This is a genomic window from Streptomyces sp. UW30, assembly GCF_008042075.1.
GTDB lineage: Bacteria > Actinomycetota > Actinomycetes > Streptomycetales > Streptomycetaceae > Streptomyces.
In genome coordinates this window covers 185616-205392 of the sequence record NZ_RDBN01000043.1, presented here as the reverse complement: position 1 = coordinate 205392, position 19777 = coordinate 185616, and the positions used below count along the sequence as shown (strand labels likewise).

Annotated in this window: 19 protein-coding genes; 11 read left to right on the top strand and 8 right to left on the bottom strand. The window is 70.6% G+C overall.

The features are described from left to right. The first annotated feature begins 10 nt into the window (after positions 1–10). From EAO75_RS31275 to EAO75_RS31250, 6 genes are all read left to right on the top strand, one after another. A complete protein-coding gene (locus tag EAO75_RS31275; RefSeq protein WP_147998506.1) occupies positions 11–385 on the top strand; it encodes a BlaI/MecI/CopY family transcriptional regulator in 375 nt (124 codons plus the stop codon). Next, positions 382–1323: a M48 family metalloprotease gene (locus tag EAO75_RS31270; protein WP_147998505.1), complete on the top strand. Its 942-nt coding sequence runs from the start codon at positions 382–384 to the stop codon at positions 1321–1323. Before EAO75_RS31275 ends, EAO75_RS31270 begins: the two co-directional genes overlap by 4 nt. Before the next feature lie 133 nt (positions 1324–1456). Continuing rightward, a complete protein-coding gene (gene efeO, locus EAO75_RS31265; protein WP_147998504.1) occupies positions 1457–2614 on the top strand; it encodes an iron uptake system protein EfeO in 1158 nt (385 codons plus the stop codon). A 29-nt stretch (positions 2615–2643) separates the two neighbouring features. Continuing rightward, on the top strand, positions 2644–3894 hold the full coding sequence (gene efeB, locus EAO75_RS31260; RefSeq protein WP_147998503.1) for an iron uptake transporter deferrochelatase/peroxidase subunit: 1251 nt from the start codon (positions 2644–2646) through the stop codon (positions 3892–3894). A gap of 42 nt (positions 3895–3936) precedes the next feature. Continuing rightward, positions 3937–4782, top strand: coding sequence for an iron uptake transporter permease EfeU (gene efeU / locus EAO75_RS31255; RefSeq protein WP_147998502.1), 846 nt, complete (start codon positions 3937–3939; stop codon positions 4780–4782). Positions 4783–4827: 45 nt separating this feature from the next. Next, positions 4828–5475 (top strand): hypothetical protein, encoded by a 648-nt coding sequence (locus EAO75_RS31250; RefSeq protein WP_261989493.1) that lies wholly within the window; start codon positions 4828–4830, stop codon positions 5473–5475. 35 nt (positions 5476–5510) lie between these two features. On the opposite strand, the gene EAO75_RS31245 is transcribed toward EAO75_RS31250, so the two are convergent. From EAO75_RS31245 to EAO75_RS31235, 3 genes are read right to left on the bottom strand one after another with little or no spacing between them, the layout of a single operon-like run. Further along, positions 5511–6890, bottom strand: a complete 1380-nt coding sequence (locus EAO75_RS31245; protein WP_147998501.1) for a sensor histidine kinase — start codon at positions 6888–6890, stop codon at positions 5511–5513. Continuing rightward, a complete protein-coding gene (locus EAO75_RS31240) occupies positions 6887–7549 on the bottom strand; it encodes a response regulator transcription factor (RefSeq protein ID WP_147998500.1) in 663 nt (220 codons plus the stop codon). Before EAO75_RS31240 ends, EAO75_RS31245 begins: the two co-directional genes overlap by 4 nt. Beyond that, positions 7503–8291 carry a phosphatase PAP2 family protein gene (locus EAO75_RS31235; RefSeq protein WP_147998499.1) on the bottom strand — a complete coding sequence of 263 codons (789 nt, stop codon included), beginning with the start codon at positions 8289–8291 and terminating at the stop codon, positions 7503–7505. Before EAO75_RS31235 ends, EAO75_RS31240 begins: the two co-directional genes overlap by 47 nt. A gap of 273 nt (positions 8292–8564) precedes the next feature. On the opposite strand from EAO75_RS31235, the gene EAO75_RS31230 reads away from it, so the two are divergent. Next, the gene (locus EAO75_RS31230) at positions 8565–9410 is read left to right on the top strand and encodes a hypothetical protein (RefSeq protein ID WP_147998498.1); all 846 of its coding nucleotides are present in this window, start codon (positions 8565–8567) and stop codon (positions 9408–9410) included. Positions 9411–9513: 103 nt separating this feature from the next. Next, positions 9514–10065 (top strand): fused DSP-PTPase phosphatase/NAD kinase-like protein, encoded by a 552-nt coding sequence (locus EAO75_RS31225; RefSeq protein ID WP_147998497.1) that lies wholly within the window; start codon positions 9514–9516, stop codon positions 10063–10065. A gap of 21 nt (positions 10066–10086) precedes the next feature. Here the strand turns inward: EAO75_RS31225 and EAO75_RS31220 are convergent, their stop codons facing one another. From EAO75_RS31220 to EAO75_RS31200, 5 genes are read right to left on the bottom strand one after another with little or no spacing between them, the layout of a single operon-like run. Beyond that, complete coding sequence (locus EAO75_RS31220; RefSeq protein ID WP_147998496.1) at positions 10087–11532, bottom strand: MATE family efflux transporter; 1446 nt, start codon at positions 11530–11532, stop codon at positions 10087–10089. Positions 11533–11539: 7 nt separating this feature from the next. Beyond that, the gene (locus EAO75_RS31215; protein ID WP_147998495.1) at positions 11540–12571 is read right to left on the bottom strand and encodes a cysteine synthase family protein; all 1032 of its coding nucleotides are present in this window, start codon (positions 12569–12571) and stop codon (positions 11540–11542) included. Between the two features lie 41 nt (positions 12572–12612). Beyond that, positions 12613–13956: a Y4yA family PLP-dependent enzyme gene (locus EAO75_RS31210; protein ID WP_147998494.1), complete on the bottom strand. Its 1344-nt coding sequence runs from the start codon at positions 13954–13956 to the stop codon at positions 12613–12615. After that, a complete protein-coding gene (locus EAO75_RS31205; RefSeq protein ID WP_147998493.1) occupies positions 13947–14936 on the bottom strand; it encodes an ornithine cyclodeaminase family protein in 990 nt (329 codons plus the stop codon). The genes EAO75_RS31210 and EAO75_RS31205 overlap by 10 nt, the downstream gene beginning before the upstream one ends. A 49-nt stretch (positions 14937–14985) precedes the next feature. Next, positions 14986–15972, bottom strand: a complete 987-nt coding sequence (locus EAO75_RS31200) for a TauD/TfdA family dioxygenase (protein ID WP_147998492.1) — start codon at positions 15970–15972, stop codon at positions 14986–14988. Between the two features lie 376 nt (positions 15973–16348). Here EAO75_RS31200 and EAO75_RS31195 point away from each other — a divergent pair, with 376 nt between their 5' ends. From EAO75_RS31195 to EAO75_RS31185, 3 genes are read left to right on the top strand one after another with little or no spacing between them, the layout of a single operon-like run. Beyond that, entirely contained in the window at positions 16349–17908 is a 1560-nt protein-coding gene (locus EAO75_RS31195) for an ABC transporter substrate-binding protein (RefSeq protein ID WP_147998491.1), read from the top strand. Continuing rightward, entirely contained in the window at positions 17893–18906 is a 1014-nt protein-coding gene (locus tag EAO75_RS31190) for an ABC transporter permease (RefSeq protein WP_410092499.1), read from the top strand. The genes EAO75_RS31195 and EAO75_RS31190 overlap by 16 nt, the downstream gene beginning before the upstream one ends. Then, the gene (locus EAO75_RS31185; RefSeq protein ID WP_147998490.1) at positions 18903–19775 is read left to right on the top strand and encodes an ABC transporter permease; all 873 of its coding nucleotides are present in this window, start codon (positions 18903–18905) and stop codon (positions 19773–19775) included. The genes EAO75_RS31190 and EAO75_RS31185 overlap by 4 nt, the downstream gene beginning before the upstream one ends. Positions 19776–19777 lie beyond the last annotated feature (2 nt).

Genomic DNA, 19777 nt, shown 5'->3' with positions numbered 1-19777 from the left:
AGGGCGTTCCATGACGGACACCGAGGGTGAGCGCAGGCCCGCCGGCGAGCTGGAGGCCAGCGTGCTCGCGGCACTGTGGGCGGCCGGTGCACCGCAGTCGGCCGCCCAGGTCAGAGCGGCGATATCCCAGGATCTGGCGCGCACCACGGTGGCAACCCTGCTGGGGCGGCTGTGCGAGAAGGGGCTGGTGGGACGGCAGCCCGGCCGACGCGGGTTCGTCTACTTCGCCGTGCAGGACTCCCATGGTCTGACCGCCCGGCGCATGCACCGAGAACTCGAGCAGGGAGGCGGGGACCGCAGTCTGGTGCTGGCCCGGTTCGTCGAGGGGCTCAATCCGAACGACGAGGCCGAGCTGCGCCGCCTGCTGGAGGAGGGCCGCTCGTGATCGCCCTCCTGCTGATCCCTCTGCTGCTGCCCTGGGCGCTGGTGCCGCTGGCGCGGCGTACCGCCGAGCGCGTGCGCCCGGACATCGCCCTGTGGACGATCACCGGCGCCGTGGCCGCCCTGGCTCTCGGCGTGGCCGCCTGCCTGGGTGCCCTTCTGCTTCCGCTCGCGCTCCGCCTCCCGGCGCTTGCCGAACTTGCGCACCTGCTGCAGCCGGTCCAGGCGGGCCCGGCACTCCTGGTGTCCGGGGTGTCCGCGCTGGCGGCCGGCGCGCTCGCGGTGACCGTGGTCGCCGCAGCGCGGGGCGCGGCGGCGGAGGTGGTGCGGCTGCGCGCAGCCCACAAGCGCGTGGCGGGACTGCCGGACGCCGGGGGGATGTACGTGCTCGACGACGACCGGCCGGACGCGTACGCACTGCCCGCAGGCCTGCGGGGAGCGGGACGGATCGTGGTGACCGCGGGCATGCTCCGGGCTTTGGACCCGGCCGAACGCGAAGCACTCCTGGGCCACGAACGCGCCCATCTGGCCGGCCGCCACCACCTGTTCCTCGCCGTCGCGCAGCTCGCCGGCTGGTGCCATCCGGCCCTCGCCGCCGTCATCCCGCAGGTCTCCTTCGCCGCCGAACGCGCTGCGGACGAGGCCGCCGCCCGGGCGTGCGGAGACCGTCGGCTGGCCGCGCGGGCCGTCGGGCGCGCCGCCCTGGCCGCCACCTCCCGCGAGGCCGGGGCCCAGTTGCCGACCGTTGCGGCCGGAGGAGCCACCGGCCCGGTGCCCGCACGGGTCAAGGCCCTGCTCGCCCAGGCTCCCGCGCGGCGCATCGCCCCCGCCCTGATGGCCATGGCCCTGGTGTGCACCGCGGCGGGCGCATCCTCCCTGGCCGGGGCCGTCCTGTTGCACCGCGGCGTGGAGATCGCGCAAGGCGAGCACCCCTCCGAATAGCGCGGTCTGCCCCGAGAGTGACGCCTACTTAGGTCAGCCTTCCCTGAGCGACTACATTTATGTAGACTCCGCGACGGCTCGCGACGTGCTCCGTCGCGGGCTGCTCTGACCTACCCCCGTGAATCGAGGCACCATGTCCGCCAGCTCCCGCCGTCTTCTTCTCGGCGCCGGCACCGCGATAGCCGCTGTCGTATCGCTGGCGGGCTGCACGCAGAAGAACGACGCCAAGGCCGGGGACGGCGCGATCCAGGTGGTCGCGAAGGACGACGCCTGCGAGGTCTCGAAGAAGGAATTCCCGGCCGGTCACCTGAGGCTGGACGTGGAGAACAAGGGCTCCAACGTGACCGAGGTCTACGTCCTCTACCCGGACGACCGGATCGTCACCGAGCGCGAGAACATCGGCCCCGGCACCAAGGCCACGGTCACCGCCGAGATCAAGGCCGGCGACTACGAGATCGCCTGCAAGCCCGGCATGAAGGGCGATGGCATCCGCCAGAAGGTCACCGCCACCGGCGGCGCGGCTGCCGCCAAGCGTTCTCCCGAGATGGACAAGGCTGTCGCCGCCTACCGCCAGTACGTGCAGACGCAGGCCGACGAGACCCTGCCGAAGGTGAAGGTGTTCACCGACGCCGTGCGCGCCGGTGACGTCGAGGCCGCGAAGAAGGCCTACGCACCCTCCCGCATCGGCTGGGAGCGCACGGAGCCGGTCGCCGAGTCGTTCGGCGACATCGACCCGAAGGTCGACGTCCGCGAGGACGGCCTGGAGGACGGTCAGGACCCGGCGAAGGACTGGACCGGCTGGCACCGCCTGGAGAAGGCGCTGTGGCAGGACAAGAAGATCGGCGACCGCGAAAAGCAGCTCGCCGACCTCCTCGACAAGGACCTCGTGGACTGGGTCAAGCGCGTCGGCCGTGCCGAGATCACCCCGACCTCGATGGCCAACGGCGCCAAGGAACTTCTCGACGAGGTCGCCACCGGCAAGGTCACCGGCGAGGAGGAGCGCTACTCGCACACCGACCTGGTCGACTTCAAGGCCAACGTCGAGGGCGCCCAGAAGTCCTTCGAGCTGCTCAAGCCGGTTGCGCGGAAGAACGATCCCACGCTGGTCGCCGAGCTCGACAAGCAGTTCGCGGCGTTGAACACGCTGCTCGACAAGTACCGCACCGACAAGTCGAGTTACGTCTTCACCTCCTACGAGAAGGTCGGCAAGGAGCAGCGCAAGGAGCTTTCGGACGGCGTCAACGCGCTCGCCGAGCCGCTGTCCAAGCTGGCCGCCGCGGTCGTGAAGTGAGCCCCCACACCGAGGAAGGCGAAGCAGCTGTGAGCACGGGTGAGAACACCGCGCCGTCACGGCGTGCGGTCATCGGCTGGGGCGGCGCCGGAATCGCCCTAGGTGCCGCCGCCGCGGGCACGGCCGTCGCCCTGAGCGGCGATGGCGGCTCCACCGCCCCGGTCGCGGTGACGGGCGGGGCTGTCCCCTTCCACGGCGTGCACCAGGCCGGTATCGCCACCGCCGTCCAGGACCGGCTGCACTTCGCCGCCTTCGACGTGAAGACGACCGACCGCGCCGAGCTGGTGCGGCTGTTGAAGGACTGGACGAGGGCCGCCGAGCGCATGACGGCGGGCCGGGAGGTCGGTGAGGGCGCCTACGGCGGGCTGCCGGAGGCGCCGCCGGACGACACCGGCGAGGCGCTCGGCCTCAAGGCGTCTCGGCTCACCCTCACCATCGGCTTCGGTCCCTCACTCTTCGACGACCGCTTCGATCTCGCGGCCCGGCGGCCCGGCGCCTTGGTCGACCTGCCCCGGTTCCCCGGTGACAACCTGGACGCGGCCCGCTCGCACGGCGATCTGTGCGTCCAGGCATGCGCCGACGACCCTCAGGTCGCGGTACATGCCATCCGCAACCTGGCCCGGATCGGCTTCGGCACGGTCGCGGTGCGCTGGTCGCAGCTGGGCTTCGGCAAGACGTCCTCGACGACCCCCGACGCGCAGACGCCGCGCAACCTGTTCGGCTTCAAGGACGGCACCCGCAACATCGCGGGCACCGAGACCGAGCGGCTGGACAAGCACGTGTGGGTGTCCGGCAAGGACGCCGAAGGTGCGGCCGCATGGATGGACGGCGGCTCCTACCTGGTCGCCCGCCGGATCCGGATGAACGTCGAGACGTGGGACCGCACTCCGCTCGGCGAGCAGGAGGACATCTTCGGCCGCGACAAGCGCGAGGGCGCCCCCGTCGGCAAGGCCAAGGAGCACGACGAGCCGTTCCTCAAGGCGATGAAGCCGGACTCGCACGTGCGCCTCGCCCACCCCGACACCAACGGTGGGGCGACCATCCTGCGCCGCGGCTACTCCTTCACTGACGGCACCGACGGCCTCGGCCGCCTGGAGGCCGGTCTGTTCTTCCTGGCCTACCAGCGCGATGTGCGCACCGGATTCATCCCCGTGCAGACCTCGCTGGCCCGCGGCGACACCCTCAACGAGTACATCCAGCACGTCGGTTCGGCGCTGTTCGCGATCCCCTCGGGCGTCCGGGACACGGACGACTGGTGGGGCCGGGCGCTGTTCGCGTAACCCGCCCCCGGCCCCGCTGCTTCACGTGAGAAAGGACCCGGCATGTTCGGGAATTACCTGATCGGCCTGCGCGAGGGCCTGGAGGCGAGCCTCGTCGTCTGCATCCTCGTCGCCTACCTCGTCAAGACCGACAACCGCCGCCAACTGGCGCCCGTCTGGGCCGGAGTCGGCATCGCGGTCGCCCTCTCCCTCGCCTTCGGCGCGCTGCTGCAGTTCGGGTCCTCCACCCTCACCTTCCAGGCCAAGGAAGCCCTCGGCGGCAGCCTGTCCATTCTGTCCGTCGCCCTGGTCACCTGGATGGTCTTCTGGATGCGGCGCACCGCGCGGCACCTGAAGTCCGAGCTCCAGGGCAAGCTGGATGCCGCGCTCGCCATCGGCACCGGCGCCCTGGTCGTCACCTCCTTCCTCGCCGTCGGCCGTGAGGGCCTGGAGACCTCCCTGTTCATCTGGACCGCCGTCCAGGCCACCGGCGACGGCATCCGCCCCCTCGTCGGTGCCGTCCTCGGGCTGGCCACCTCCGTCGTCCTCGGCTGGCTCTTCTACAAGGGCGCCCTGAAGATCAACCTGGCCAAGTTCTTCCGCTGGACCGGCGCCATGCTCGTCGTCGTCGCCGCAGGCGTCCTCGCCTACGGCATCCACGACCTCCAGGAGGCCGACTTCCTGCCCGGCCTGCGAAGCCTCGCCTTCGACATCTCCACCACCATTCCCCCGGACTCCTGGTACGGCACCGTCCTCAAGGGCGTGTTCAACTTCCAGCCCGACCCCACCGTCCTGCAGACCATCGTGTGGGCGCTGTACGTCGTACCGGTCATGGTCCTCTTCCTCCTCCCCGAACGTCCGAAGCAGACGGTCCCGGCGCCCGCGGCCAACCAGCCCGCGGCGCAGTAAGACCGCCATGGGGCGCAAGGACGCGTGCGTGCAACGGGAGGGACGGTGTACGAACCCAATGAGTCCGAACCCAATGAGTCCGAACCCACTCCGGTAACGGATTCGCCGAGCCCTGATCAGGTAATCGCCTGGCTGAAGGAACGCGGCGCCATCGAGCATGCCCTGCACACCTCGGTGGACGGCCTGCCCAGCGAACGCGACGTCACCCTGGCGCGGATGGGGGACGTACTCCAGGCCACCGCTCAGGGCCTGCAGCCCCAGGCCGCCGCGGTGTGGGCGGGCGTCCCCGAACCCGTCCTGCAGGGCTGGATCGACAACGACCCCGCGTTCGCCTCCGCTCTGTACGCGGCCACCGCTCTGGCGGCCGCACACGGGCTGAAGCGGGGTCGGCACACACCGGCGATGCTCCGAGTCCTGCTGGTCGCGATGAGCAACGGCACCACGACGGTCGGCGCGATCAAGCTGGCGGGCTTTCCAGGGAGGCACTTCCGTTCGCTGGTCAGGGCTTCGTCCGCGCTGGAGGCCCTCCTGGAAGCAGCCCGTCGCGCGCGGCCGCTGAAAGCGAGGAGCGGTGCCTTCGTTCCGTCGTCGTACCGGCCCAGGCGGCCCGGACAGAAGCCGCCTTCGCCGTGGACATTCCGTCTCGTCCGGCGTGGTGATCCGGACATGTCACAAACCGAGCCTGACGCATAGGCGGTAACGCTGGTCATGCCTGACTGGAGCCGGCGTCACACGGTCGGCAGGCTGACCGTGAATCGGGCACCGGGCGTGTGCCTGGGGTCGTACGTCACCTCGCCTCCTGCGTTTCGGGCGAGGCGTCGGGCCAGGGGCAGCCCCAGGCCCGCTCCGCCGTGTCCGTCGCCGGGATCCGCACGGCTGCCGGCCTCGAAGAGCCGCGGGGCGAACGGGGCCGGTACGCCAGGTCCGTCGTCGATGACGTCGATGAGGACTGCGTCGGGTGCGCTGTACGCACGGACGGTGACGCGGGAGCGGGCGTAACGGCAGGCGTTGGCCAGGAGCGGACTGACGATCCGTTCGAGGAGGGCCTGCGGGACTCCGGCCACCAGGCGTGGGCCGTCGGTGACCACTGTCAACTGGGATGCCGCGTCGAAGGTTTCGGCCAGTGAGTGCACGGTGGTCAGGACCTCGGCGGTGCCCGGATCGGCGAGTGTGCCGTCGCGGGCGTCGTCCAGGAGGACGTCGCAGATGCTGCGCATGGACTCGGCGGCATCGGCGATGACCTTGTGGGTGGCCTGGGTCTGATCGGCCGTGCGGGGGCGGCTCTGCCACCAATCGAGTTCGGCGATGATCCGGCTCAGAGGTGTGCGCAGCTCGTGCGAGAGTTCTGCGGTGAGCTGCCGCTCGTGGCGCAGCAGGGTGCGGATGCGGTCGAGCAGGGCGTCCAACGACGTGCCGAGGCGGGCGAGTTCGGTCGGGTGTCGGATATGGCCGAAGCGTTCGTCGGAGGCGACGGCGCTCCTGCGGATGGCCTGGTCGGTCATCGTACGGACGGGCCGCAGTGCACGGCCGACCGCCAGCCATGTCAGGGCGTACGTGCAGGCGAGCATCACGACGTCCAGCGCGAGCGATCCCAGGAGCAGGGTGTCGGCGGAACTGCGGTAGGGGGAGAGATCCAGCGCGGTGACCACCGCGGCCTCGCTCCTTCCTCCGGGCAGCGGGTGGGAGCACAGCCGGAGGGGGCCGTGGACCTCGGTGGTGGCACACCGGTGCCCGCCGCGTGCCACGAGCGCGTCGGCGACGGGGGTCAGGTCGCCTGCGGTCGGCGGCTGCTCGATCCGGCGTTGGGCGGCGTAGATCCACACGTTCGAGTCGAGGGGGTCGTCGTGGGAACTCTCCAGGACGCGCACGGTCGTGCCGCTGGTATCGACGGTCGTCGCCACGGCAGCGGCGCGGTTGCGCAGTTCGTCGTCCGCCTGGTGCTGGAGACGGTGCTGGGCCACGGTGTTGAAGGCGACGGTGAGGACCAGCATCAGCAGTGCGGCCGTGATGAGGGCCACGAGGGAGAGCCGGCCACGCAGTGTGGAGGGTGCCAGGCGATGCAGGAAGGCGGTCGCGGCGGACTTCGGCAGGTGGCGGCTGTCCCTCATGACAGGCGGTGGCCGACCCCGCGGGCCGTGGCGATCGTCCGGTCGCTGCCTGCCTCGCGCAGCTTGCGGCGCAGTCGGGTCAGGTACTGGTCGAGCGTGTTGTCGTGGACGTGGGCCCCTTCGGGCCAGGCCGCCCGGACCAGGTCCCGGCGGCGGACGATTCCGCCGGAGGCCGACATGAGCGCGGCCAGGAGACGGAATTCGGTCGGTGTCAGATCGACCGGAGTGCCGCGGACGCGGACCGCGTGCCGGACGGCGTCCAGTGTCAGGTCACCGGCTGTGGCGGCGGGCGGCGGCGAGGCCCGTTTGAGTGCTGCCCGCAAGCGGGAGGCGAGCTCGGCGAGGTGGAAGGGCTTGGGCAGGTAGTCGTCGCCTCCGGCGGAGAAGCCGGCCAGTCGGTCGGTGAGCCGGTGATGGGCGGTCAGGAAGATGACGGGAGAGAGGAATCCGTTCGCGCGCATCGCCTGGCACACGTCTCGCCCGTCGGCGTCGGGGAGCCCGATGTCGAGCACGGCGGCAGAGACTTCGGTGGTCGCCAGCCGCAGGGCGGTGGCCCCGTCCGGTGCGGGGACGGTGTCGAAGTCCTCGTCGCGCAGTCCGCGCATCAGCACGTCACGCAGGGCGTGATCGTCCTCGACGACCAGGATCGTCTGACGCATGGTTCTTCCTCCACTCCCGCGACGGGTCCGTTGGCATTTCGGGGGTGCTCATCGGCCTCGGGTGTCCCTCGCGCTGGGTCTCGGTCCGTCGCGTCGGGGTCCATCGCCCGGGCAGCAAGTAGGCAGCGCCGCACAGGCAGACGCCGAGCCAGCCGAGGGCGAACAGCCAGCCGCCGACGACGTCGGTGAACCAGTGGACGCCGAGGTAGACGCGGGTCAGCCCGACCAGTACTCCCCAGCAGCCGACGACCAGGGCGAACAGGGTTCTGCCGCGCGGGCCGTACACGCAGATGGCGATGATCAGCAGGCCGGCGGTGAGGGCCGCCGTGGTGGTGTGACCGGACGGGAACGCCCATCCCGAGGCATGTGTTTGCCAGTCCGTCCGGGGTGGCCGCGGCCGGGCGACGAGCATCATCAGTGCGTGTCGCAGCGCCTGGCCCGACCCGAGGCAGGCCAGACACAGCGCGACGGCGAGCGCGCGCTGCCGCAGTGTGCGTCCCGCGATGATTCCGGCCAGAGCGGCCAGTCCGAACGGGACGGCACCCGTTCCGGTGGCGGTCAGTCCGCGAGCGAACGCCACCATGACGTCCGGCCGGTGGCCGACGGACCAGGTATGAAGGCCCCCATCCGCGAACAGCATTGCGCCGTCGTGGCCCACCACGAACATGGTCAGCACGCCGAACGCCGTCCATGCGCCAAGGCCACAGCAGCCTGCCAGCTCGGCGATGTCGCGGCGCTTCACGACGCCGCCGGCAGCAGACGCAGGCTGGTCGCCTTGAGGCGCAGGACCAGTACGCAAGGAGCGACTACAAACATGTAGACAGTCTACTGGACTGTAGACGGTGGCAGGGCTGGGGGCGTACGGCCGCTGGTTCTCGTCCCAAGGGTGGAGGATTCAATGAGGCCCGCTCTCGGCACGATGGCTCGGGCGGGACGGGGCGCCGGGTGCGGGTGCGGGGTGATCGCGGCGCGCAGTCAGGATACGTTCAGGGAACCGCTGGCACGGTCGTGACTCATGACCTACGGACTGCCCAAAACACCAGACTCCGCACGGGACGCGAGCGATCCCACCCGGCACTCACATCGCCTCCGCCTGAACAAGGTCCCCGAAGTCACCGTCTACTTCTGGATCATCAAGGTCCTGTGCACGACAGTCGGCGAGACCGCAGCCGATCTGCTCGACGAGAAGACCGGGCTCGGCCTGACGGGCGTGTCCGTGCTCATGAGCGCTCTCCTGGCGGTCGTCCTGGTCGTCCAGTTCCGCACGATCGCCTATCGCGCGGGGGTGTACTGGCTCGCCGTCGCCCTGATCAGCGTCGTCGGCACGCTGATCAGCGACAACCTGACCGACAACATGGGTGTACCGCTGGAGACGAGCACGACGGTGTTCGCGATCGTCCTGGCGGTCGTGTTCGTCATTTGGTTCCGGCGCGAGCGGACCCTGTCCATCCACAGCATCGACACCACCAGCCGCGAGTCCTTCTACTGGCTGGCGGTGCTGTGCACCTTCGCCCTCGGCACCGCAGCCGGCGACCTGGTCTCCGAGCGGGTGAACCTCGGCTACTGGCCGGCCGCGGTCCTGTTCGCCCTGGCCATCGCAGCCGTGGCGCTCGCCCACTTCACGCTGGGCCTGGACCCAGTGTGGAGCTTCTGGATCGCCTACATCCTCACGCGCCCGCTGGGCGCTTCGATCGGCGACTACCTCTCGCAGCCGACCGGCAACGGCGGCCTCGGACTGGGCACCGTCGTCACGAGCGGGCTCTTCCTGGCGGTCATCCTCGGCCTCGTGGTCCACCTGACGGTGACCCGCAAGGACGTCACCGATCCCCGACGCGTCCCAATCTCTGCCCGCAACCGGTGATGAGAGAGCTGTCCGATGCCACCCGCCAGCGGCATGCACTGGCACTCACGGGCGGCCTGGCTTTTGCGACAAGACCTACCTCCCGTCAGCGCCCGTGGTGCTCATGGCCGTGATTCTCGCGCCGCTGCCCCATAACGATGACCAAGATCGCCCCTCGTCGAGGCGGGCGCTGCGTGTCCTCATCGTGCTTGCCATCGGGTACTTCGCCCTCTGGGCCACCGGCACGCTGGGCGTCATGGCGCTGTCGTACTGGGCGCGGGCGGAGACGCCTGCCCCAGCGGGAACCAGGACAGTCCAGGGGATAGGCCACTTCCAGCCGGTCGACGACGCCGGACATCTGTGGCGCGGCGCCGCCCCGTCGCCCGCCGGCTACCGGGCACTGGCGGGTCTGGGATTCACCACGGTCGTCGACCTGCGCGCCGAGCATATGGACGCGGCCGAACTGGCGAAACCGGGCGACGCAGGGCTGAAGGTCATACGGCTGCCCATTCGCGACGGTCAGACACCGGAGCCCTCACAGGTGCACCGGTTCCTCGACGTCGTAGCCCATTCCAACGGCAAGATCTTCGTGCACTGCGGTGCAGGAGTCGCGTTGCCGGTGGTGATCCTCAGCCGACTGGTGGATGCGCCGCGACGCATCCTGTCGTTCCTGTAGGCCGCACCGTGCCGGATCCGATCACGTACTGGGCACGGGTGTGGCGGGTGCGGTCGAGGCTTGAGCGTTCAGGCTGCGGCTGTAGCGGCGCAGAAGGAGGACGGCGGTGGTGGCGAGGCCGATGAGGAGGCCGAGCCACAGGCCCCGGGTGTCGCCGCCGAGCGGGTAGGCGAGCAGCCAGGAGGCCGGCAGACCGACAGCCCAGTAGCCGATCAGTGTGATGCGGAAGCCGCTCTTGGTGTCGTCGAGACCGCGCAGCAGGCCGATGCCGATGTTCTGGGCGCAGTCGAAGAACTGCAGGACGGCAACGATGACGAGCAGGCTGGTGGCGATCTGCAGCCCCTGATGGTCGGCCGGCGCATTCGGGTCGAAGTAGGGCCGCAGGACAAGGTGAGGCACTGTGAGGTAGAGGATGCCGACGAGCGTGGTGACGGCGGCTCCGCAAGCAAGGGCGGTGTTCTTGATGCGGCGTGCGGCCGGGTGGTCGCCGAGGGCCAGTTCGCGGCTGACGTTGATGGATGCGGCGTGGGACAGGCCGACGGCGACCTGGAAGACGATGTAGATGAGTTGGTTGACGGCGGTGTGGGCGGCGAGCGCGGCGGCACCGAAGCTGCCGGCGAGCAGGGCGGTGACAGAGAAGAAGCCGGCTTCGGAGCCGTAGGTGGCGGCGATGGGTGTGCCCAGACCCAACAGGCGGCGGACGGTGGGGGCGTCGGCGCGCCAGAAGGCCAGGCTCAGCAGCGGGGCGAGCTGGGGGTCGCGGCGTGCGGAGGCGTACAGGGCGAGGAAGGACAGCAGGTAGACGCTGCTGGTGGCGACGCCGATGCCGGTGAGGCCGAGCTTGGGCAGGCCGAACGTGCCGTGGATGAAGATCCAGTTGAGTCCGGCGTTGACGGCAACGGAGGCAAGGGTGATCTGCAGCAGGGCCTGGGGGCGGCGCATGCCGACGGTGAATTGGCGGATCGCCTGGAACCACAGGCAGGGCACCAGCCCCGGGGCGAGGGCTGTGAGCATGCCCTGGGCGCGGTCGGCGACGGCGGCGTCCTGGCCGAGGAGGGTGGCGGCCTGCCCGATGAGGATCATCAGGACCGCGCCGGCGATGCCGGCGAGGGTGCCGACAGCCATAGCGGCGCGCACCAGGCCACGTACCTCGTCCTCGCCCGCAGCCACGTCGCCGGTAGCCGCGGCTTGTTCGGCCTGATCTGCCTGCTCGGCCTTTTCTGCGCGGGCTGCGGCGGCCGCGACCTGGTTGCCGACGGAGGTGACGAGCCCGACGCCCATGGTGCGCAGCTGGTTGAAGATGACCAGGGCCAGGCCGCCGGCGGCCAGGGCCTCGGTGCCGAGCAGGCCCATCATGATGGTGTCGGTGGTGGTGAGGGCGACTTGGGCGAGCTGGGTGAGGGCGAGCGGGATCGCGAGGGCGGCCAGGGCGCGGCTGTCGCGGACGAGGGTGGCGAGCTGCTGCATAGGGGTGTCAGTTCCTGCGGAGTTTGGTGAGGGTCTCCTCGATCTCGGCCTCGATGACCGGGTCGAGGAGCGTGCGGTCGGTCATCCAGTCGTCGTTGAAGACGGTGTCCATGTACTTCTCGCCGCCGTCGTTGATGAAAGCGACCATCACGTTATCGGGGGCGAGCTGGGGCAGGCGGGCCAGGGCCTCGTGGACGACGCCGCCGGCGGAGCCGCCGATGAGCAGGCCGCAGTTGCGGGCGACGGCACGGGCGGTGGCGAAGGCTTCGACGTCGCCGACCTTGGCGCCCTCGTCGATGAGGTCATAGTCGACGAGCAGGCCGATGGTGGCGCCCTCGGGGGTGCCGGTGCCGGACTGGTAGTAGTCGTGCGCGGGCGGGCCGAAGGCGATGGAGCCCTTGGGCTCGACGCCGATCACGGTCAGGTCGGGGACGCTCTTCTTCAGCTCGCGGGCGGTGCCGCACAGGCCGCCGCCGGTGCCCACGGCCCCGATGAGTACGTCGACCTGGTTGTCGAGGGCCTGGGCGATCTCGCTGCCGACGTCGTAGTAACCGACCGCGTTGCTGGGGTTGTTGTGCTGTTCGGTGAAGAAGGTGTTGTCCCTGTCCCGGGCCATGTCCTCGGCGAGTTCCTCGCGGGCGGCGGTGTGCAGCTCCTCGCCGTCGCTGTCGGCGTCGACGTAGACGAGTTCGGTGCCCATGGCCTTCATGCCGCGCAGTTTGTCGACGGCGGCGTGGTTGTCGACGACGGCGGTGAAGCGGTAGCCGCGCTCGGCAGCGAGGACCGCGAGACCCAGCCCCGTGTTGCCGGAGGTGGACTCGATGATGTGCCCGCCGTCGCGGAGTTGGCCGCGGGCCTCGGCGTCGTCGACCATCTGGCGGGCCATGCGGATCTTGGCGCTGCCGGTGGGGTTGAACATCTCGAGCTTGAGCAGCAGGCGGGCGCCGTTGTCGGCGCGGGCGAGCTCGAACAGCGGGGTGTAGCCGATGAGGTCGGATATCCGGCGGACCACCGGCGGGCGGTGAAGGGCGTCGGTCATGGCGTCAGGGCTCCGTGGGGACGGCGGGTGTGGACGAGAGATCAGCGGTCGAGGCGCCAACGGGGCCGGCCGGTGTCGTCGGGGTAGTCGATGACGACCTTCGGGGGCAGCGGCAGCTCGTGGAAGGACGACTCGTTGGAGTCCATCTGGTAGCCGGCGGTGTTCGGGTAGACGAGCAGATCCCCGGCCTGTGGCCGGACCGGGAAGGCGATCTTGCGCCAGGTCAGGAGGTCGGAGTCCAGGCAGCTGGCACCGGCGACACACGCCCGGTAGGGCATGGCCCCGTGGGGGTCGGCGATGCGGTCGGTCAGCAACCGCGGGTCGGGCAGGTACTCGCTGTTGAACCACTGCTCGGACAGACTCAGGCTGGTGCCGTCGACGGTGACGATGCCGTACCCGTCCCGGTCCTTGACGCCCTGAACGGTGAAGACGGATGCTCCGGCCCGGTCCAGCAGGGCGCGGCCGGGCTCCAGCAGCAACATCACCCCGGCCTGCCGCAGCTGCTCGGCCAGGCTCGGGCCGTTGCCCGAGGGGCGGGCTGTGAGGACGGCGCGCAGCGCGTCGGCGCCGGCGACGGGCGAGTGGTAGGGGTAGAAGTCGCTGTTCGTGAACGTCTTGCCGGCGTGGTAGTCGCCGGGGTGCTGCTCCTGCTGGAACGTCTCCCAGGCGTCTTTGGGAACGTAGTCGACGGCGAATCCGCCGCCGATGCTGATCCGGTCGGCTTGGAGGCCCAGCACCCGCGCCTTCAGGCAGAGGTCGACCAGGTCGCCGGCGAGGTCGGCGCGCTGCTGGGGGTCGTAGCCGGACAGGTGGAAGCTGAAGCCCTCCATGCGGATGCGGTCGCCGGCCTGGGCGCAGCCGCGCATTGCCTCGTCCAGGTCCTCGTCGTTCAGCCCGAAGCGGCTCTCCGGTTGGGCCGGCGGGTGGACACGCAGCAGCACCCTGGGCGGCCGGTGCACAGTGAGGGTGAGGACGCGGTCGAGTTCGTCGAGGGCGTCGACGGCGATCAGCGCGCCCTGCTGGGCGGCGACGCGCAGCAGCGCGTCGGCCTTGGCGGGGCCGGTCACGACGAGGTCCTCACCCCGCACCCCGTGCCCGAGCGCCTCACGCAGTTCCCCCAGCGAGGCGACGTCGACGCCGCCGCCCAGGGCGGCGCAGCGGTCGATGAACACCGCGGCCTTGTTGGCCTTCTTGCCGTAGTAGACCCGGCCTTCGACCCCGGCGTCCGCCAAGGCGCTGTGGAAGGCGGCGAGGCTCGTGTCGAACCGGTGCGGCAGCAGGTAGTGGAACGGCCCGCCGAGACCGTGAGCGAGTTCCTTCAGCAGCCCGCTCGTGCGAAGACCATCGTCGATCGGGTCGGGATGGACGGGCAGGGTCAGCGCCACAGGGCCACCTCGGTCCCGAGCTTCTGCTCGGAGGCGAGCTGGGCGAAGCGGTGCCCGAGGGCGATGTCGGTGACGACCAGGCCGCTGTTGTAGGCGAAGATGCGCTGCTTGGCAGAGGTGCGGGCCTTGGAGACGCCGGACATGATGACGGGCAGCTCCAGGTCCACTGCGGGCAGGCTGCCATCGCTGTCGGCCATGTCGGTGCCGGTGACGTTCATCTGGGCCTCGCTGGTCGCGATGACCCGGTCGGCGCGGTGCAGGGTGGAGGGGGCCAGACCGTGGCCGACGAGGATCGCCGTCGCGCCGGGCTTGAGCCAGTCGGCCTCGACGGCTGCGGGGGTGTGGGCGCCGGCGGTGGCCACGATCACGTCGGCCTCGCGTGCCGCGGACCTGAGGTCGTCCACCACCTCGACGTCGCGGTCGGGGAAGTGGCGGGCGAGTTCGGCGCGGACAGCGGCGATGCCGTCCGGGTGGGTGCCCGACAGCAGCAGGCGCCGCAGCTTCGGCAGGGTGGTCAGCAGGAACGGCAGCGCGAGGCGGCCCTGGGTGCCGGTGCCTATCACCAGCGCGGTCGTGGCGTCGGGTGCGGCGCACTCACGGGCCAGGAGCGCGGAGACGGCCGGGGTGCGCAGGGAGCCGATGCGGGAGCAGTCCATCATCGCCACCGGCAGGCCGGTGACGTCGTCGTAGATGGTCAGGGTCGTGTAGTAGTGCTGCTGGTCGCGGCCCTTGTCGAGGCCGTGCTTGTAGGACGTCTTGATCGCGACGACGTTGCGGACGCCGTCGCGGCCGAGCATGGCGTAGGAGACGGAGTGCCCGTCGGCGGGCTTGACCGTGAGCTTGCGCGGGTTGTCCGACTTGCCTGCGGCGAGGGTGCGGTAGGCCTGCTCGACGGTGTCGACGACGTCGGCGAGGGAGATGTCCAGGCCGGCGAGGTCGCTGGTGGACAGTACGCGCAGGGTGGTGTCGTCCCGGTCCATGAGGTGGCCCTTTCGAAGTGGTGGAGCGGCGGCAGAGGAAAAGGCGGGTTCAGTCGGCCCAAGCGGTCAAGGCGGCTTGGCCGTAGCCGTGTTCGTCGTGCTCGGCCGACGGACGGGTGGGGCGGCCTTCGACGCGGACCGAGGCGCGCTTGAGCCAGCGGTCGGTGCCGTCGTAGCGGGCGCGGAACGGCACCCGGCCGTGGACGACGATGTCGTTGTCGACGACCAGGACGTCACCGGGCTGAAGGCTCACCGCGACCGACACCCGGGCCAGTTCGTCCTCCAGACGCTCATACGCCTGGCGCCAGGCTTCGTCGGCCTCGTCGACGGGGGTGTAGGCGGGGTCGAAGCGCATGGTCAGACCCTCGGGCGTGTCGAAGAGGGTCGGGACCGGGGCGGGCCGTCCGGCGAACTGCTGGGCCTGCTCGTACGCGTCGTCGGGCAGGATCGGCACGACCGGACGCTTGAGCTGGGCGACGTCCTCGRCGGCGAGAGCGGTCAGACGGATGCTGGCCGCGGTGGTGGCGATGTCGTCGTGGTTGCGCATGCAGCACAGCAGGAGCAGGTGGGCACGGCCGGGGTGGAAGGCGTCCTCGGTATGCGGGGTGAGCAGGACGGCGCTGGAGGCGCCGGTCTGCGCGCTCTCGTGGCCGGGCGAGGGAACGATGTTGTGCACGAAACGGCCGTCCTGCTGGCCGTCCCAGGCGATCGGCGTGCCCATCAGCGCCGAGACGAGCAGCAGGACCACATCCCACAGCGCGCCGGCGTCGCCGACGGACGACCAGTGGCCCGGGGTGGGCCCGAGTTCGGCGTCATCGAGGTGCAGGCCACGGAGCACGAACAGTCCGTCGGCGGTGTCTACCGGTCGCAGCGCCTGCCGCACGCTGTCCGCGAGCTGGGCGCATGCCGCGGGGAGGGCGGCGAGCAGTCCGGGAGCGGTGGCGGACCCGTGGTCGGCGAGCAGTTTGGCCGCGGCGGTGGTCAGTTCGGCGGCGGATGCAGCGTCGAGAGAGCGTACGGGGGCAGGGGTGGGCACGATGGCACCTTCCAGGGCAGGGCGAAGCGAAGCGCGGGCATGCGGCAGCGCCGCACCGGCTTGAAAGTGGCGGGGAGAAGGCGGAAGTCGTCGAGGTCCGGAGCGGCTCGGGGTGCTGCCGGACGCCAGGAACGTAACAACGCCACGAAGGTAAGGCAACCCTAACCGATTGATTGACTACATCAACGTAGTCTCAGTTTCGGTCGAATTGGCCGCATTCGCAGGAACGTCAACCCCCGCTCTGAGCAGGCAAGTTGACGATTCCACTGCTCTGTCCGGATGTGCCCGAAGCCGTTGGGGCCACCTTGCGTAACCTGGCCGGAATCGGTTAGGTAAGCCTAAGCAACCCGAGTACGACCTGAGACGAGGACCAGACGTGGGTGTCACCAGACGACAGCTGCTGTGGGCCGGCACCGGTATCGGTGTGGCCGGATTTCTCGCCGCTTGCAGCAGCGGCAGTGGCGACTCCAAGGGCACAGCGCCTGCGGGCGGGGAGGGCGAGAAGCCCCGCGCGGGCGGCACGTTGAGAGTCGGTGCACTCGGCAAGGCTGCCGCCATCACTCGCGATCCGCATGGCACCCAGGCCAACGAGAGCGACTACCTCATCATCAGCCTGATCTACGACACGCTCACGGTCCCCGGGGACACCTCGAACACCGTCCGCCGCCTGGCCGCCTCCTGGAAGCCGTCCGCGGACCTGAAGACCTGGCGGTTCACCCTCGCGGAGGGCGCCACGTTCCACGACGGCACCCCCGTGACGGCCGAGGACGTGGTCTGGTCGCTCAAGCGGCTGCGGAACACCCCTGCCGGCAGTGCGCGTCTGCCGGGCATCCGGCCCGAGTCCATCAAGGCCGAGGACGCCAAGACCGTCGTCCTGGTCTCCGACTACGCCAACGCCGAACTGCCGCTGCTGACACGGCTGACGACCTTCGTCCTGAAGAAGGGCACCAAGGACGGCGAGCTCGCCAAGGCGCCGGGCACCGGCCCGTTCAAGCTCGACTGGTACCGCGACGGCAACGCCCGCCTGGTGCGCAACGACGACTGGTACGGCGGCAAGGTTCTCCTCGACGCCATCGAGGTGAAGATCTTCGAAAGCCCGCAGGCCATGGCCAATGCCCTGCTGGCCGGGCAGATCGACCTCGCCTCCAACGTCGGTGCCGTCGCGGCCCGTACGGCCGAGGCACGCAAGGACGTCCAGGTCCTGCGCCGTCCCAACGACATGGCGATGCCCATCGTCATGCGCACCGCCGACGGCCCGTTCGCCGACGCGCGGGTGCGCGAGGCACTGCGGCTGGTGGTGGACCGCAACGCCATGGTCAAGCAGGTTCTCTCCGGCTACGGCACCGTCGGCAACGACATCCTCGGCACCGGCGACCCCGCCTTCGCCAAGGACATCCCGCAGCGCAAGCGCGACATCGCCAAGGCCAAGAAGCTGCTGGCCGAGGCCAAGTTCGACACCTCCAAGACCTACGAGCTGCTCACCACCGAGGACATCGCCGGCCTCGCCGAATCCGCGACGCTCTTCGCCACGCAGGCCCGCGAGGCGGGGGTGAAGATCAAGGTCGTCAAGCAGGACTCCAAGGCGTTCTGGGACAGCACCTGGCTCAAGGGCGACCTGTACACCACGTACTGGGGCACCAACGACTCGGTGGTGTTCTTCGCCTCCAAGACGATGCTCTCCGACGCCGGACAGAACGAATCCGGCTGGAAGAACTCCGCCTTCGACGCGGCCTACCGCAAGGCCATGGCCACCAAGGACGCGACCGAGCGCGGCGAGTTGCTGCACAAGCTGCAGGAGATCGAGCACGTCGAGTCCGGCTACCTGCTGTGGGGCATGGCCGACGGCATCGACCTCGCCGGCTCCGCCGTCCGCAGCCTGCCCAAGCTGCCCGGCTACGGCCGTGTCCAACTCGAGAAGACCTGGCTGGCACGTTGACCACGCTCCAACCGCCCGGCGCGGCCGTCCCCGCGCCGCCACGTGGCCCGGCTCGCATCCTCCAGGGTGCGGGCCGGGCCGCCTGGCTCGCCGCCCGCCGCCTGGCGATGCTTGTCGTGCTGCTCGCCGTCGTCTTCGCGGCCGTCGAGGCGCTGCCGGGCGATACCGCGGGCGCCACCGCCGACCGCGGCGCCGGTGCGGCCGAACTCGCCGCCCGGCGTGCCGCCTTGGGCCTCGACCGGCCGCTGGCGACACGGTTCTGGGACTGGATGACGGGACTGCCCACCGGCGACCTCGGCACCACCGCCCGCGGCGAGCGGGTCACCGACGTGCTGTCCGGCCCCTTCCCCAACACCCTGCTGCTCGGCGTCCTCGCGCTAGTCCTCGCCTTCAGCGGCGCCCTGGCACTGGGCAGTTGGTCCGCGCTGCGACCCGGCGGGCGAGCCGACCGCACGATCGACGCGGCGGCCACCACGGCGTTCGCGCTACCGGAATTCGTCGTCTCCGTCGCCCTGTTGCTGCTGCTGTCCCAGTGGGCCGGCTGGCTGCCCGCCGTCACACTCACCGGGCCCGACGGCGCACCTGAGTCCTGGAACATGCTCGTCCTGCCGCTGCTCGCCCTCGCGATCCCGCAGATCGGCTGGAACACCCGGATCGTGCGCGGTGCGCTCGCCGACCAGGCCGCCCTCCCGCACGTGAAGGCCGCCGTCCTCGACGGCCTCTCCCGCCGCCGGATTCTCACCCACCACATGCTTCCCGGGGCCCTGCCCGCCGTCGCCGCCGGCCTGGCCACCTCGGCCGGCATGCTCCTGGGCGGCGCCGTCGTCGTCGAGACACTCTTCAACTACCCCGGCATCGGAGCGGTCCTGGCCGGCGCCATCACCGACCGCGACACCCCGCTCGTCGCCGGAGTCGTCGCCGCCACGGGCGCCGCCATCAGCCTGCTCCTGCTGCTCGCCGACCTCGTCCGCACCACTGCCCTGGGAGAGCGCCGATGACCGCCCCCACCCCGAGCGGCACCACAGCCGAAGACGCCGCGGCGGTGCGCATCCCTCGCTCCCGGCAGCGGGCCGGAGTCCTGCTACGGGCCCTGCCCGCAGGACTGCTCGTGCTGCTCGCCCTGACCGGGCCGCTGATCGCGCCCCACGCCACGGACACCCCCCTCACCTTCCCCTACGCCACCTCGGGGGACGGTGCCCTCCTCGGAGGCGACCTCCTGGGCCGCGATGTCCTCAGCCGCCTCCTGGCCGGCGGTGCACCCTTGATCGCGACCGCCCTGGTCATCGCCGTCGCCGTCACCACTGGCGCCACCGTCCTCGGCATCATCGCCGCACTGCGGCCCGCCCTCGGCCGCTGGATCGAACGCGCCGCCGACCTTGTCATCCTCCTGCCGGCCGTCCTCGGCATCATGCTCATCGCCCTGGCCTGGCCCGGCGGAGGACGCCTCGCCATCGGCGCAGCCGCCACCGTCCTCGGCATCCCCTACGCCGTGCGGATCGTCGCCGCCGCGGCCGCACCCATCGCCGCCACCGGCTATGTCGAAGCAGCCGCCGCAGGCGGCGAGCGCCTGTGGCACCTCGCCGTCCGCGAAGTACTGCCCAACCTCCGTGCCACCCTGCTCGCCCTGTTCGGACTGCGCTTCGTCGAAGGCGTCTACGTCGTCTCCGTCGCCGCCTTCCTCCAGCTCGGCCCCCAGCCACCCGAAGCCGACTGGGCCCTGATGATCCGTGAGAACGCCGCCGGCATCACCCTCAACCCCTGGGCCGTCGCCGCACCGTGCCTGGCCATCGGGCTGCTCGCCGTCAGCGTCAACCTTGCTGCCGAAGCCCTCGCCCCCGCCCGGACCACCCCGGAGACACAGCTGTGAGC